Annotated in this window: 11 protein-coding genes; 8 read left to right on the top strand and 3 right to left on the bottom strand. The window is 66.7% G+C overall.

Annotation, left to right across the window (positions count from 1 at the left end; translation table 11 throughout):
• Positions 1–10 precede the first annotated feature (10 nt).
• The 3 genes from ABIC35_RS08400 to ABIC35_RS08390 all read left to right on the top strand — a co-directional run bounded on the left by ABIC35_RS08400 (position 11) and on the right by ABIC35_RS08390 (position 3,712).
• Positions 11–937: a VOC family protein gene (locus ABIC35_RS08400; protein ID WP_354278402.1), complete on the top strand. Its 927-nt coding sequence runs from the start codon at positions 11–13 to the stop codon at positions 935–937.
• A gap of 97 nt (positions 938–1,034) precedes the next feature.
• Complete coding sequence (locus tag ABIC35_RS08395; protein ID WP_183049337.1) at positions 1,035–1,913, top strand: hypothetical protein; 879 nt, start codon at positions 1,035–1,037, stop codon at positions 1,911–1,913.
• A gap of 341 nt (positions 1,914–2,254) precedes the next feature.
• Complete coding sequence (locus ABIC35_RS08390) at positions 2,255–3,712, top strand: carbohydrate porin (RefSeq protein WP_121075299.1); 1,458 nt, start codon at positions 2,255–2,257, stop codon at positions 3,710–3,712.
• Positions 3,713–3,832: 120 nt separating this feature from the next.
• Here the strand turns inward: ABIC35_RS08390 and ABIC35_RS08385 are convergent, their stop codons facing one another.
• The 3 genes from ABIC35_RS08385 to glpK all read right to left on the bottom strand — a co-directional run bounded on the left by ABIC35_RS08385 (position 3,833) and on the right by glpK (position 6,331).
• Positions 3,833–4,318, bottom strand: a complete 486-nt coding sequence (locus tag ABIC35_RS08385; RefSeq protein ID WP_121075302.1) for an SRPBCC domain-containing protein — start codon at positions 4,316–4,318, stop codon at positions 3,833–3,835.
• Entirely contained in the window at positions 4,299–4,661 is a 363-nt protein-coding gene (locus ABIC35_RS08380) for an ArsR/SmtB family transcription factor (protein WP_121075305.1), read from the bottom strand. The genes ABIC35_RS08385 and ABIC35_RS08380 overlap by 20 nt, the downstream gene beginning before the upstream one ends.
• Positions 4,662–4,831: 170 nt before the next feature.
• The gene (gene glpK, locus ABIC35_RS08375) at positions 4,832–6,331 is read right to left on the bottom strand and encodes a glycerol kinase GlpK (RefSeq protein ID WP_121075308.1); all 1,500 of its coding nucleotides are present in this window, start codon (positions 6,329–6,331) and stop codon (positions 4,832–4,834) included.
• A gap of 98 nt (positions 6,332–6,429) precedes the next feature.
• Here glpK and ABIC35_RS08370 point away from each other — a divergent pair, with 98 nt between their 5' ends.
• The 5 genes from ABIC35_RS08370 (at position 6,430) to ABIC35_RS08350 (ending at position 14,874) form a co-directional block, all read left to right on the top strand.
• Positions 6,430–7,956 carry a glycerol-3-phosphate dehydrogenase gene (locus ABIC35_RS08370; protein WP_121075311.1) on the top strand — a complete coding sequence of 509 codons (1,527 nt, stop codon included), beginning with the start codon at positions 6,430–6,432 and terminating at the stop codon, positions 7,954–7,956.
• On the top strand, positions 7,956–8,738 hold the full coding sequence (locus tag ABIC35_RS08365) for a DeoR/GlpR family DNA-binding transcription regulator (protein WP_121075314.1): 783 nt from the start codon (positions 7,956–7,958) through the stop codon (positions 8,736–8,738). Before ABIC35_RS08370 ends, ABIC35_RS08365 begins: the two co-directional genes overlap by 1 nt.
• 84 nt (positions 8,739–8,822) lie before the next feature.
• A complete protein-coding gene (locus tag ABIC35_RS08360) occupies positions 8,823–10,079 on the top strand; it encodes an MFS transporter (protein ID WP_121075317.1) in 1,257 nt (418 codons plus the stop codon).
• Entirely contained in the window at positions 10,076–12,463 is a 2,388-nt protein-coding gene (locus ABIC35_RS08355) for a glycoside hydrolase family 31 protein (protein WP_121075320.1), read from the top strand. The genes ABIC35_RS08360 and ABIC35_RS08355 overlap by 4 nt, the downstream gene beginning before the upstream one ends.
• A 239-nt stretch (positions 12,464–12,702) precedes the next feature.
• Positions 12,703–14,874 carry a TonB-dependent receptor gene (locus ABIC35_RS08350; RefSeq protein ID WP_354278401.1) on the top strand — a complete coding sequence of 724 codons (2,172 nt, stop codon included), beginning with the start codon at positions 12,703–12,705 and terminating at the stop codon, positions 14,872–14,874.
• The last annotated feature ends 3 nt before the right edge of the window (positions 14,875–14,877 follow it).

Genomic DNA, 14,877 nt, shown 5'->3' with positions numbered 1-14,877 from the left:
GAGAGACACGATGCCGATGTTCCGAAAGCTAAGCGCGCTCGGCCTGATCGCCGCGACGATGATCGGCGCCGCGCCGCCGAACGAAGGGCGACCGCCGATCACCGGCATCTCGCACCTCGCCGTCTACGCCACCGACATGGCGGCGAGCGATCATTTCTATCGGGTGGTGCTCGGCGCGCGGAAGGGCACGGACCCGGAAGACGCGGCGGGCGTGCGCTATTATTTCAGCCCGCGCCAGTTCGTCGAGGTGCTGCCCGCCCCGAAAGGTCATGGCCCGAGCATGCTCGCCCATGTCGGCTACATCACTGCCGATGCGGGCAAGCTGCGGAGTTGGCTCGCCGCGCGCGGCGTCCGCGATCTCACCCCGGTGCAGCGCGGGCAAGGCGGCGACCAATGGTTCGGCGGGCTCGATCCCGAGGGCAACCAGATCCAGTTCGTCCAGCCCGGCAGCAGCGCCTCCACGGCGGAGAAGGGGGCAATCAGCGGCCGGATCATCCATGTCGGCCATGCAGTGCACGATCGCGCGAAGCAGGACGGCTTCTACCGCACGCTGCTTGGCTTCCGCCCCTATTGGTTCGGCGCGTTCCACCCGGACAAGGTCGACTGGGTGTCCCAGCAGCTTCCCGACGGACGCGACTGGCTGGAATATATGATGGTGGGCGAAGGCTCGGACGTGACGCCCGAGAAGGTCGATGCGCGGCAGCTGGGGGTGCTCAACCATCTATCGCTGGGCGTGGTCAACATGCAGGCGGCGGTGACCACGCTCTACCGCGAGAACCGGCTGAGCCCGCGCCATGACGGCCCACAAATGGGCCTCGACGGCAAGTGGCAGGCCAATTTCTACGATCCCGACGGCACCCGCGTGGAACTGATGGAGTTCAAGCCGGCGACCAAGCCCTGCTGCTCGCCCTTCACGGCGGACAGTCCTGACCCCTGACCCTTCCTGTCCATCGCTGGGACGGCAACCCTGTTCAAATCGCAACGCTTGCGTTACAAAAACGGGGTAGAGGGGGGTGGTGCAGGAACAGCGGAACTTGCGGGTCCGGGCGGAAGCGCCCGGCGTACCCTATTTCAACGTCTCGAACGCGCCGCCCGAACTGCGCTTCGACGCCTATGCGGCGTCGGTGGATCCGATCTTCGATACGCGGCGCGAGGCGGTATCGGGCGATTTCAGCGTGGGGCTCGACGGGTTCAACGCCGGGCCGGTGCTGATCGGCCGCTCGCGCATGTGGGGCGCGGGGTTCCGCTATGACCGCAATATCCGCAAGGTAGCGCAAACCGGCGTCGAGGCGGTGCTGGTCCAGATCATCACCCGCGGCAGCGATGTGCGGCTGCACGACGGCGAGGGGACGGTGACCCGTCCCGGCGACATCTGCGTCGCCGACATGACGCGGCCCTTCGCTACCCGCACCGATGGCTGCGAGAATATCAGCATGGTGGTGCACCACGGCGCGCTGGGACTCGACGAGCCGCGGCTCGACGGGTTGCACGGGCTGGTGCTGCGCCGCGAGACGCTGGCAGCGCAACTACTGGGCGAACATGCTCGAATGCTGGTCGAGCGGCTGCCGCAGGCAGGCGCGGAAGATGCGATGGCGGTGGCGCGCGCGACCGGGTTGATGATGGGCGGGCTGATCGCGCCCGTCGTGCAGGAGAGCGGTCCCCGCGCCTCGGTCGCGGTGGCGGCGCTGTTCCGGATCAAGCGGTTCATCCGCGCAAACCTTGCGCATCCTGACCTAGGCCCGGACATGGTAGCCCGCGCGATGGGCATGTCGCGCGCCTCGCTTTACCGCGCCTTCACGCCGCTGGGCAGTGTCGGCGACTTCATCCGGCGCCAGCGGCTGGAGCGCGTACTGAGCGATCTGGGGGATGCGGCGCAACGCGGCAAGTCGATCGCCGAGATTGCGTATGGCTGAGGGTTCGCCGACTGGTCGACCTTTTCGCGTGCCTTCAAGGCGGCGTTCGGCATCACGCCGAGCGAGGCGCGCGCCGGGGCCGGGCTGGTGCTGCACCAGTCCGAGGGCGGCGCGGGCGACGTGCTGCTGCCGCACTGGATCCGCACGATGGAGACGCTCCGCCTCCCGACCTGACGCTTGTCGGCTAGCCGTTGGTATAGGTCTGCACCGCAGGCCTATGCGCTAGGGCGGTTCATCCCCTATGCGGCGCAGATTGCGAGTCCCGAAGGCTGGGGTTGCACCGCAACGCAACCAAATGGCCGTTCGGCTCTTTGGTGCGCCGCGAGATAAAAGGATATGAAATGAAGCGTGGGAGTTGGCGCGTGGGGCAGGGGGCTCTGCTCGCGATCATGGCGTTCGGAACTGCGATGCCCGCCTTGGCGCAGCAGGTGGACGTGGGCGCACCGCCGCCGCCGGCGGACGAACTCAACAAGCCCAAGCCCGACGCGACGCAGGCGGATGCCGGCTCCGGGCCGCGCGCGGATACCCAGCGCCGTGCGCGGAGCCACATGCTCCACCCGCGCGATCCATCGCCCTCGTCGCTGGCCGGTGACACGCAGAGCGCGCCGCCCCCCGGCCTCATCGGGGACTGGCAGGATATCCGCACCCGCATGGGCGAGCGCGGTATCGGCCTCTCCGCCCGCTATGCCTCGGAAACGGCGTACAACTTCACCGGCGGGGATCGCAACCTGGTGGCGGAGACCGGCCAGTTCGATTTCGGCGCGTTGCTCGATCTAGGCAAGTTGGTCGGTTGGAGCGGGGCGGCGCTGCAGGGCACCGTCACGTGGCGCAGGGGCATCGACCTGACCACCACCGCCGGCCTCGGCGCGCTGCAGCAGGTGCAGGAAGTCTATGGCCGCGGCCAGACGGTGCGCGTGACGCAGCTGTGGCTCCAGCAGAAGCTGGGCAGCAAGGTGGAAGTGAAGCTGGGCCGCACCAATCCCGGCGAGGATTTCGCGGTCTTTTCCTGCCACTTCCAGAATCTGAGCTTCTGCGGCGCCCAGCCGGGCAATCTCGTCGGCGACTATTGGTACAACTGGCCGGTTAGCCAATGGGGTGCCAACGTCCATGTCGACGTGGCGCCCGGCGTCTATGTCCAGGGCGGTGCCTATGAGGTGAACCCGCGCAACCTGGAGAGCACCTTCTTCATCGGCCATTTCAAGGGCGCGACCGGCGTGCTGCTCCCCGCCGAGATCGGCTGGACGCGCGGCGGCGACAAGGGCCATGTCGGCTCGTACAAGCTGGGCGGCTGGATCTCGACCGCCGACGGCGACGATCTGGTGCTCGACATCAACCGCCAGCCGCGCGCGGTGACGGGGCTGGCCCCGCTCCAGCATTCGAGCCGCTACGGCGTGTTCGCCAGCGTCCAGCAGCAGCTGACCGGTACCTCGAAGGATGGCCGCTCGCTGACCGGCTTCAGCATGTTCGCCAATGCGACCTTCGCCGATCGGGCGACGTCGCTGACCGACAACCAGGTCTCGGTGGGCCTTTTCTACAAGGGCCTCGCGCCTAGCCTCCCGGGCGACGTGATCGGGCTGGCGGTCGCGCGGACTAATGTGAACGGTCGGATCGACACCGCGGATCGGCTCGCGGGCAAGCCGGCGCGGGATGCGGAATATGCGGCCGAGCTCTACTACAGCGTCTCGCCTACCGAATGGCTGGTGGTGCAGCCCAACGTGCAGTGGATCCACCAGCCGGGCGGGGTGAAGAACGCCAAGGATGTCGGGGTGTTGGGGCTGAAGTTCGCGGTGACGTTGTAGAGACAGTCGCTAAGCCCCTCCCCTTTAGGGGAGGGGTTGGGGTGGGGCGGTGTCTCACCGAGACCAACGAGCGTTCTGGAATCCCTCCACCCCCAACCCCTCCTCCAAGGAGGAGGGGCTTTATCCCTCCACCACCGCCGCCAGCTGGTCGAACTGCTCGGCGATCCCACCTTCCATGTCCTCGAAGGCCGCGTCGAGCGACTCCTTCGAGCCGTGGCGGTCATGATAGGTCACCAGCGTCTTGCCGTCGGTCTCCTCGAAGGTCACCGTAGTCAGCGCGCCGTCGTCGCTTTCCTCGTTAGTCCAGACGATCTTCTCGTTCGGGACCACTTCGACATAGCGGCCGAAAAAGGCATGCACCGGCCCCTCATCCTCACCGAATTCGAGCCGGTAGCTGCCGCCGGTGCGCACCTCCATCTCGCAGGTCCGCAGGCGGACCGGCGCGGACGCGGGCACCCACCAGCGGCGGAACAGTTCGGCGTCGCTCCACGCCTGGAAGACGAGGCGGGCGGGGGCGTCGAAGGTTCGCCGGACGACCATATCCACGTCCGAGGTGCGCTCCACCTTGGTCCGCGACATTGCCGCGTCATGCATGCTCAGGCCCATCCGACTGCTCCTTGCGTTTGAGTTCCTCTACGATTCCGTCCAGCACGTCGAACCGCGCATCCCAAAGTTGCTGTATGCCTTCGATCCAGGCGGCCTCGGCCCGCAGGCCCCGGCCGTCCAGCCGGCAGGTCCGCACTCGCCCGATCTTCTCGGTGGTGACGAGGCCTGCCTGTTCCAGCACGCCGATATGCTTCTTCATGCCGGTAAGGGTCATGTCGAACGCATCGGCGAGCGCGGAGACCGAGCTTTCCTGCCGCCCGAGCTGCTCCAGGATGCCACGGCGGGTGGCATCGGAGAGCGCGGCGAACAACGCATCCAGCGCGGCGCTGCTATACTGAACCATATGGTTCAGTGTTAAATCGAGTCACGTAGGAAAGCAAGGGGGAACGATAATAGCCCCTCCCCTTCAGGGGGGGGGTGGGGTGGGGCAGTGTCTCACCGAGACCAACCTCAGTTCTGGAATCCCTCCACCCCTACCCCTCCTCCAAGGAGGAGGGGCTTGAGAAAGGAATGTTACCCCAGTGTCCGCCGCAGGGCGTCGTGCCACCCAGCGAGCAGCGTGGTCCGGTGCCCCGCTTCCATCGCCGGCTCGAAGCAGGCCTGACGCGACCAGATCGCCGAGAGTTCATCGAGCCCCGACCATAGCCCCACCGCCAGCCCGGCATGGAACGCCGCGCCGCGCGCGGTGGTCTCCAGATCGTCCGGCCGCTCCACTGCGACGTCGAGGATGTCGGCAAGGAACCGGCACAGCCAGTCGTTCGCCGCCATGCCGCCGTCGACACGCAGCATCGCCGGTCGCACGCCGCCATCCTGCACCATCGCCGCGACCAGGTCGTAGGTCTGGTAGGCCACAGCCTCGAGCGCCGCCCGGGCGAGATGGGCTTGGGTTGCACTGAGCGTCAGCCCGAAGATCGCGCCGCGCGCCTCGGGATCCCAGTGCGGCGCGCCGAGCCCGACGAACGCCGGGACCATGTAGACGCCGTGGCTGTCCGACACGCGCGTCGCCATGTCGTTGGTCTGGCGGGCATGGGTGATCACGCCGATGCCGTCGCGCAGCCACTTGATCGCGGCACCGGCGACAAAGATCGAGCCTTCCAGCGCGTAGGAGGTCCGCCCGTTGATGCGGTAGGCGGGGGTGGTGAGCATCCGGTGCTCGGAGGCGACGGCCTTGTCGCCGGTGTTGAGCAGCAGGAAGCAGCCGGTGCCGTAGGTCGACTTGGCGGTGCCCGGCGCGAAGCAGCACTGGCCGAACAGCGCGGCCTGCTGGTCGCCCGCCATGCCCGCGATCGGGATCGGCAGGCCGAACCATTCGGGATCCGTCATCCCATAGACATGGGCGTTGTCGTGCACCGCGGGCAGCAGCGCCATGGGAATGCCGAACAGCCGGCACAGCTCGGCGTCCCATTCGCCCGTGTGGATGTTGAACAGCGAGGTGCGTGCCGCATTGGTCACGTCGGTTGCATGCACCGCGCCCTTGGTCAGCCGCCAGAGCAGGAAGCTGTCGATCGTGCCGAAGGCGAGTTCGCCGCGCTCGGCCCGCGCGCGTGCGCCCGGCACATGGTCGAGGATCCAGCCGAGCTTGGTCGCCGAGAAATAGGGGTCGACCAGCAGCCCGGTGCGCGCCCGCACCTCGGCCTCTACGCCCTCCGCCTTGAGCTCGGCGCAGCGATCGGCGGTGCGGCGGTCCTGCCAGACGATCGCGCGGTGGATCGGTTCGCCGGTGGCGCGGTCCCAGACGAGCGTCGTCTCGCGCTGATTGGTGATGCCGATCGCGGCGATGCTCGCCACCCCGACGCCGCTCTTGAGCAGCGCTTCGCGCGCGGTGATGAGCGCATCGCGCCAGATCGTCTCGGGATCATGCTCCACCCAGCCTTGGTCGGGATAATGCTGTTCGAATTCGGTCTGCGCTGTGGCGACGCGGCGTCCGGCCGAATCGAAGATCACGCTGCGCGTCGAGGTGGTGCCCTGATCGATCGCGAGAATGTGATTCCGGTCCACCAAAGCCTCTCCCATGTTCGTTCGGACGCTCGTAGATTTTCGTTCGCGCGTCAACGCTTTCGTTTCTGTTCGCTTGCTGCTATAAACGAAAAATAGCGAACATGAGGCGAAGCATGGCGGCCGCATACTCCGAAGAGCGTTTCGATCTGCTGGTAGTGGGCGGCGGCATCAACGGCGCCGGGATCGCGCGCGATGCGGCGGGGCGGGGCCTGTCGGTGCTGCTGGTCGAGAAGGAAGACCTGGCCAGCCACACTTCCTCGGCCTCGACCAAGCTGATCCATGGCGGCCTGCGCTATCTCGAATATGGCGAGTTCCGACTGGTGCGCGAGGCGCTGATCGAGCGCGAGCGGCTGTGGGGCATGGCGCCGCACATCATCTGGCCGCTGCGCTTCGTGCTGCCGCAGACCCAGTCGCCGCGCCCGGCCTGGATGGTGCGGCTGGGGCTGTTCCTCTACGATCATCTCGGCGGGCGGAAGAAGCTGCCGGGCACCGACACAATCGACCTTGCCCGCACCCCGTTCGGGCGCGGGCTCAAGACCGCCAAGGGCAAGGCCTTCGTCTATTCGGACTGCTGGGTGGAAGACAGCCGGCTGGTGGTGCTCAACGCGATGGACGCGGCGGAGAAGGGGGCGGACATCCGCACCCGCACCGCGCTGCGCCGGGCGCGTCGCGAGGGGCGCGAATGGACCGCGACCATCGCCGACGATACGGGCGAGCGGACGGTGCGCGCCAAGGCGCTGGTCAATGCGGCGGGCCCCTGGGTGGCGGACGTGCTGGGCCGCGTGCCCGACGTGGTCGCCGATCGAGGGCTGCGGCTGGTCAAGGGCAGCCATCTCGTCGTGCCCAGGCTCTATCCGGGCGACCATGCCTTCATGCTGCAGAACCCCGATCGCCGGATCGTGTTCACCGTCCCCTATGAGGGCAAGTACACGCTGATCGGCACCACCGACCAGGTGTGGGAGGGCGCGCCGGGCGAGGCGCAGATCAGCGCCGAGGAAACCCGCTACCTGCTCGATACCGCCGCGCGCTATTTCGACGATCCCCCGTCCGAGAAGGACGTGGTGTGGAGCTATGCCGGCATTCGCCCGCTCTATGACGACAAGGCCGGCAATGCCTCGGCGGTAACACGCGACTATGTGCTCGATCTCGACGGCGACGAAGACCGCGCGCCGATGCTGAGCATCTTCGGCGGCAAGATCACCACCTATCGCAAGCTCGCCGAGCACGCGATGGCCGAACTGGCGCGCTTCTTCCCGCAGGCGACGGGTGCCTGGACCGCAGGCGCGGTGCTGCCCGGCGGCGACCTGCCCGAGGGCGATTTCGATCGCTTCGTCGCCGGCCTGCAATATGCCCGGCCGGGCATGCCGGCCGAGCTCCTGCGGCGGCTCGCCCGTGCCTACGGCACGCGGGTCCATGCGCTGCTCGGTGATGCGATGACTCCGTTCGACCTGGGCGCGGATCTCGGCGGCGGGCTGACGCTGCGCGAAGTCGACTATCTGCGTGCGCAGGAATGGGCGGTGACCGCGGAAGACATCCTCTATCGCCGCAGCAAGCTGGGGCTGCACGTGCCGCCGGGCACCGCCGAGCGGCTCACTGAATATCTCGCGGGCGAGCCCCGGCGGATGGCGCGGTCGGCCTGATGGCCGAGGACCTGCCCGATCTGGTCGCGGGGCGCCATGCGCGGATCCTCGAACTCGCCCGGCGGACCGGCAGCGTGAGCGTCGAGGCGCTGGCGACGGCGCTGGAAGTGACGCCGCAGACGATTCGGCGCGATCTCAACCAGCTCGCCAAACGGGCAATGCTGTCGCGCGTGCATGGCGGTGCGGTGGTGACCTCGGGCGTAGACAATCTCGATCGCGAGGCGCGGCGCCAGGTCGCGGCCGACGCCAAGGCGGCGATCGGCGCCGCGGCGGCGGCGCTGGTGCCCGACGGCGCCAGCCTGTTCATCAATATCGGCACGACCACCGAGGCGATTGCCCGCGCGCTGGTGCTGCACCGCCACCTGCTGGTGGTGACCAACAATCTCAATGTCGCCGACATCCTGGGCGGCGTGCCGACGATCGAAGTGGTGGTGGTCGGCGGCCGGGTGCGCGCCAGCGACCGCGCCGTGGTGGGCGCGCTGGCGATGGATTTCCTGCGCGGCTTCAAGCTCGATTATGCGCTGATCGGGGCCTCGGCGATCGACGAGGAGGGGACGCTGCTCGACTTCGACATGGACGAGGTGCGCGTCTCGCAGACGATCATCGAGCAGGCGCGCACCGTGATCCTCGGGACCGACCAGACCAAGTTCGGCAGGCCGGCACCCGTGCGGATCGCCGAGATCGGCATCGTTGATCATTTGGTCACCGATCGCCTCCTACATCCTGGGATCGCGGCGGCCTGCGCGGCGGGGCAAGTGAAGGTGACGCAGACGGACGCTTGATTGGTCAGGCCAATCTGTGCAGGATTGCCGAAACCGAAGAACAGAATGGCCGGGGAGCCATTCAGAGAGGGCAGTGAAAGGTTTATGCGGCGTATTGCCCATCTTCGCTGGTGGATCGTCGGGCTGATCTGTGCCGGCACCATTGCCAATTATCTTGCGCGTAACTCGCTGGGCGTGCTCGCACCCGAGCTGAAGACCGTGATGCACATGACCACCGAGCAATACAGCTACGTGGTCGGCGGCTTCCAGCTCGCCTATACGGTGATGCAACCGGTCGCGGGGATGATTGTCGACCGCATCGGGCTGCGCGCTGGCTTCGCGCTGTTCGGCGCGGCGTGGTCGGTCGCCAACATGCTCCACGCGCTGGCGGCGGGTTGGCTGGGGCTGGTGTTCTTTCGCGGGCTGCTCGGCATGTTCGAATCCGCCGCGATCCCCTCCGGTATCAAGGCGATCGCCGAATGGTTTCCGGCGCGCGAGCGTTCGGTGGCGGTCGGCTGGTTCAACGCCGGCACCTCGCTCGGCGCGCTGCTGGCGCCGCCGGTGGTGGCGATCGTGATGATCTATACCGACTGGCGGATGGCGTTCGTGGTCACCGGCGCGGTGGGGCTGCTCTGGTCGCTCGCCTGGTGGGTGTTCTACCGCAGCCCCGGCAACCATCCCAAGATCACCCATCATGAACGCATGTTGATCGCCGACGGAAGGACGGCGCCGCTCGATCGTCGTGCCTCGGCACGCGAGATCCTGGGTACCGCACGCTTCTGGATCATCGCGGTGCCGCGCTTCCTCGCCGAGCCGGCCTGGCAGACCTTCAGCTTCTGGATCCCGCTGTACCTTGCCACCGAACGCGGCATGGACCTCAAGCAGATCGCGCTGTTCGCCTGGCTGCCTTTCCTCGCCGCCGATCTGGGCGGGGTGCTGGGCGGCTATCTCTCGCCCTTCCTAGTGACGCGCTTCCGCCTACCGCTGATCGCCTCGCGCGTCGCCGGCGTCGCGCTGGCGGCGGTGCTGATGATCGCGCCGGGCTGCATCGGGCTGGCTGCCAGCCCCTATACCGCGATCGCGCTATTCTGCGTCGGCGGCTTTGCCCACCAGATGATCTCAGTGCTGATCAACACGCTGTCGGCCGACGTGTTCACGCCCGAGGAAGTCGGCGCGGCCAACGGCTTTATCGGCCAGGCCGGCTGGGTCGGCGGGCTGCTCTTCTCGCTGCTGATCGGGCAGCTGGCCGACACGGTCGGCTATGCGCCGCTGTTCGGCATGCTTTCCGTCTTCGACATTATCGGTGCCGTCGTGCTGATCGCCGGCCTGCGCCATCTTCGCCTTCCGGAGCCTGTGAAATGAGACGCGCCACGCTATCCAATCCCCCGCGCTTTACCGTCGCCGAGGAGGGGCAGGGGCGGATCACGCTGGAGTCCGATACCGGCGCGGTCGCCCATCTGTTCGTGCTCGAGCCGGACATGGTGCGGCTGCTGCTGCTGGCGACCGGTGCCGTCACCAGCCCGCCGAGCTGGGCGATCGCGCCGGGGCAGGAGGACATTGCCGAGCCGGGTCGCGGCCGGATGGACGTGTCCGGCTTTACCTGCCCGGCCTATAGACTGTCGCACGATGCCGAGCAGCTGGTGCTGGAGAGCGATCGCATCCGGCTCACCGCACGGCTGCACGGGCTGCACTGCCGCTGGGAGCAGCGCGACGGCGACGACTGGGTCCTGATGGCGCAGGATCGGCCGACCCACGCCTATGATTTCGGCTGGTGGGACGGCAAGGCGCATCACTATGTCGCGCGCAGCCCGGGCGAGCGCTTCTACGGCCTGGGCGATCGCACCGGCGATGCCAACCGCGCCGGCCGCAGCTTCCGCCTGACCAACCTCGACCCGATGGGCTATGACGCGGAAACGAGCGATCCGCAGTACAAGTCGATCCCCTATGTGCTGGTCGCAGACGAGAGCGGCCGCTGCCACGGCGCCTTCTACGACACGGTGGCCGACGTCGCGTTCGATTTCGGGCGCGAGCTCGACAATTACCACGGCTATTATCGCCACATGGTCGCCGAGCATGGCGATGTCGACCTGTGGATGATCGCCGGGCCCGATCCGCTGGCGGTGACCAAGCGCTTCACCTGGCTGACCGGCCGCCCAGCGCTGATGCCGCGCTGGTCGCTCGGCTATTCGGGCTCGACCATGACCTATACCGACGCGCCCGACGCCGCGGCGCAGATGGGCGGGTTCCTGGAGAAGCTCGCCGAGCATGACATCGGCTGCACCTCGTTCCACCTCTCCTCGGGCTACACCTCGATCGGCGACAAGCGCTATGTGTTCCACTGGAACCGCGACAAGTTCCCCGATCCCAAGGCGTTCGTGTCGAGCTATGCCGAGGCTGGCGTCGAGCTGGTGCCGAACATCAAGCCGGCGCTGCTGCGCAGCCACCCGCGCTATGATGAGGTCGCGGCAGCGGGCTATTTCGTGAGCGACGCTGAGGGCCAGCCCGTCGAGGCGCAGTTCTGGGACGAAGTCGGCAGCTATATCGACTTCACCAATCCGGACGCCGCTGCCTGGTGGCGCGCGCAGGTGACGTCGGCGCTTCTCGACAACGGCATCCGTTCGACGTGGAACGACAATAACGAATATGAAGTGTGGGATGCCCGCGCGCGCTTCGCCGGCTTCGGCACCTCGGTGCCCGCCGCGGCGATGCGGCCGGTCCAGCCGCTGCTGATGATGCGCGCCTCGCGCCGCGCGCAGATTGAGGCGCGGCCCGACGAACTGCCCTATGTCGTCACCCGCGCCGGCATGGCCGGGCTGCAGCGCTACGCCCAGACCTGGACCGGCGACAACCGCACCGAATGGAAGACGCTGCGCTACAATGCGCGGATGGCGATCGGCCTGGCGCTGTCGGGCGTGTCGAACAGCGGCCATGACGTGGGCGGCTTTGCGGGTCCGGCGCCGGACCCCGAGCTGCTGGTCCGCTGGGTGCAGGCGGGCGTGCTGATGCCGCGCTTCAGCATCCATAGCTGGAACGACGATCGCACCGTCAACGAGCCCTGGATGTACCCGGAGGCGCTGCCCGCGATCCAGGCGCTGATGCGGCTGCGCCAGCAGCTGGTGCCGTTCTTCCACGACCTGCTGCACCGCTATCACTCGGACTATGTGCCGATGGTGCTGCCGACTTGGGCGGTGTTCCCCCAGGATCCGCAATGCTGGGCGGAAAGCGACGAGCATCTGCTCGGCACCGATGTGCTCGCCGCGCCCGTGGTGGAGCAGGGGGCGACCGATCGGCGGCTGTATCTGCCCGCGGGCACCGACTGGACCCACGTTTGGACCGGCGAGACCTTCGCCGGCGGTGCCTGGGTGACGGTCGCCGCGCCGCTGGACGAGCCCCCGCCGCTGTTCGCGCGCGCGGGTTCGGCGATGCTGGTCGATTTGGCGGATGGCGGCTGGCGAGCCGGTGCCCCGCGCCGCGCCCTGTGCCTCTTCCCGCCGCGCGCGGGCGCCTTCACCTGCGAAGTGATCGAAGACGAGGGCGACAGTCAGCATGGCATCCTGCGCTGGCATGTGCAGGGCGAGGCGCACGAGAACCGGATATTGGTCCGCCTTCAGCAACAAGGTGTCACATTGGGAGCTAAGGATATAACCTTGTTGATGCCAAATAATGACCAACGCAAAGTAGAAGTGAAAGGTGATGTGACCGCAACTGTTGCCTCTCAGCAACAGATTTGGATCAACCGTAAGTAACAAACGATTGCACACCGTGTTTCCCCGATATTTCTCGCGATGTCGGGGAACCTATTGTCCGGCTGTCTAAAAGTGAGGTGCGGGTAGAACCCTGCCGGACAAGGGGAGTATTAATGAGAGGTTACCAAGTATCGGTCGCGCATGTCGCACTAGTTGCTGCATGCATGGCGTGCAGCGCCCATGCTCAGACCCAGACCGTTGACACGTCCGCCGCAACTACCGCTGCCGCAGGTGCCGCCGTGGCCCAGTCGGCCGGCAAGATGGCGCAGGACGATGGTGAGATCGTCGTTACCACGACCGCCCAGAAGCGCTTCGAAAATATCCAGAACGTCCCGCTCGCGGTGCAGGTGGTGACCCCCGCACAGCTGGAAGCTCAGGGCGTTCGCAACTTCCAGGATCTCGGCAAGGTCGCGCCCTCGCTGACCATCCGCCCGGCCGAACACCCGGTCAACGCCAACGTCTCGCTGCGCGGCGTCGGCACCTTCGCCTTCGGCATCGGCGTGGAATCCTCGGTCGCCGTGACCGTCGACGGCGCGGCGCTGGCCTTCCAGGCGCGCGCCTTCACCGATCTGCCCGACGTCGCGCAGATCGAAGTGCTGCGCGGTCCGCAGAGCACGCTGTACGGCAAGGCGGCCTCGGCCGGTCTGATCAAGATCATGACCACCCAGCCGACCAACGACTTCCACATCAAGGCCAACACGACCGTCACCGACGACAACGAATATGGCGCCAATTTCAGCGTCAGCGGCCCGCTGAACGACAAGCTGGGCTATGTCTTCTCGGCCAGCTATTCGAACTGGGACGGCAACGTCCTCAACGTCTTCAACGGCAAGAAGGTCAATGGCCGCGAGACGCTGAACACGCGTGCCAAGCTCAAGTGGAAGGCGTCGCCGGACGTCGTTTTCACGCTGTCGGGCAATTATCTGAACGGCAACACCACGGTGGGCCGCCCGTTCATCCGCATGGCGCCGACCGCACTGCTGCGCGGCTCGGCGGGGCAGACCAGCGCCGTCACCATGCCGGGCGTGACGGTCAGCGAAGGCAACCAGACCGTCAGCAACGACTATGACTCGCGCACCAAATACTGGGGCGCCGGCGGCCTGCTGCGTACCGACATCAACATCGGCAAGCTGCAGTTGCTCGGCCTGACCAACTATGACCGCTTCCGCCTGGACGATTATCTCGACCATGACGACACGTCGTCGACGAAGATCAAGAACCTCCAGATCGGCGCCTTCAAGTCGAAGATGTTCACCCAGGAAATCCGGCTGCTGTCGCCGGGTACCGACGCGTTCCGCTACGCCCTGGGCCTCTATTATGCCAACACGCAGTTCCAGCGCCCGTTCCTGCGTGGACCTGCCTATTCGTCGGCCGATTGGTACGCCACCTCGGGTTCGCGGCAGATCGCCGCATTCGGGCAGATCGACTGGGAATTCATCAAGAGCCTGACCGCGACGGTAGGTGGCCGTGCACAGAACGAGCGCGTGAAATATACCTTCCGCGACAACATTGCGAAGGCCAGCTTCGCCGGCAATGCCAGCGACAATGCCACCACCTACCGCCTGGGCCTCAACTGGCAGGCGACACCCGACGTGATGCTGTTCGGCAGCTACTCGACTGGCTACAAGGGCCAGACGTACGACCTGACCACCGGCTTCAACCAGAGCCGTGCCAATGCGGGCCCGATCAAGCCGGAGACGTCGAAGGACAAGGAACTCGGTATCCGCACCCAGTTCTTCGATCGTCACGTGACCTTCAACGTCACCTATTTCGACACCAATTATACCAACCTGCAGGCGCAGACGATTGAAACGATCGATGGCGTAGCCAACTTTCGCCTGACGAACGTCGGCGGCCTCAATACCAAGGGCCTCGAGTTCGAAGTGGCGGCGCGGCCGATCCGGGATCTCACGATCAGCGGTTCGGCGACCTATCTGGACGCGACCTACACCTCGTTCCCCGCGGCGCCCTGTTACGCGCTGCAGTCGGCTGCGGCAGGTTGTGCCACCTTGGGCAAATTGACGTACCAGGTGCTGACCGGCACGCGCGCCGTGCAGTCGCCGGAATGGAAGACCTCCGCGGCGATCGACTTCGCCCCGGCCCTCACCGAAACGCTGAACGGCGTCGCGCAGCTCAGCTGGCAGTACCAGGGGGATGTCTATTATGCCGCGCGCGATCCGCAGCAGTTCCAGCCGGCGTTCAGCATCTTCAATCTGGGCCTGGGCGTGCGCGATCACAAGCGCCGTTGGGAAGCGACGGTTTTCGTCAGCAACCTGTTCGACAAGCAATATTACCCCTCGCTCGTGAACTCGGCAGGCAACTGGGGCATCCAGCCCCAGCTCGCCACGCAGGTCATCCTGCCGCGTGACTTCCGTCGCTACGCGGGTATCCGCTTCGGCGTGAACTACTGAGCG

Source organism: Sphingomonas trueperi, from assembly GCF_040545965.1.
Classification (GTDB): Bacteria; Pseudomonadota; Alphaproteobacteria; order Sphingomonadales; family Sphingomonadaceae; genus Sphingomonas; species Sphingomonas trueperi_C.
This window is presented reverse-complemented; position numbering and strand designations above follow the sequence as displayed.

Excerpts from the sequence above, each read along its gene's own strand:
- ABIC35_RS08390 (WP_121075299.1), top strand. The coding sequence starts at position 2,255 with ATGAAGCGTGGGAGTTGGCGCGTGGGGCAGGGGGCTCTGCTCGCGATC.
- ABIC35_RS08355 (WP_121075320.1), top strand. The coding sequence starts at position 10,076 with ATGAGACGCGCCACGCTATCCAATCCCCCGCGCTTTACCGTCGCCGAG.
- glpK (WP_121075308.1), bottom strand. The coding sequence starts at position 6,331 with ATGGGAGAGGCTTTGGTGGACCGGAATCACATTCTCGCGATCGATCAG.
- ABIC35_RS08400 (WP_354278402.1), top strand. The coding sequence starts at position 11 with ATGCCGATGTTCCGAAAGCTAAGCGCGCTCGGCCTGATCGCCGCGACG.
- ABIC35_RS08370 (WP_121075311.1), top strand. The coding sequence starts at position 6,430 with ATGGCGGCCGCATACTCCGAAGAGCGTTTCGATCTGCTGGTAGTGGGC.
- ABIC35_RS08385 (WP_121075302.1), bottom strand. The coding sequence starts at position 4,318 with ATGGGCCTGAGCATGCATGACGCGGCAATGTCGCGGACCAAGGTGGAG.
- ABIC35_RS08360 (WP_121075317.1), top strand. The coding sequence starts at position 8,823 with ATGCGGCGTATTGCCCATCTTCGCTGGTGGATCGTCGGGCTGATCTGT.
- ABIC35_RS08365 (WP_121075314.1), top strand. The coding sequence starts at position 7,956 with ATGGCCGAGGACCTGCCCGATCTGGTCGCGGGGCGCCATGCGCGGATC.
- ABIC35_RS08380 (WP_121075305.1), bottom strand. The coding sequence starts at position 4,661 with ATGGTTCAGTATAGCAGCGCCGCGCTGGATGCGTTGTTCGCCGCGCTC.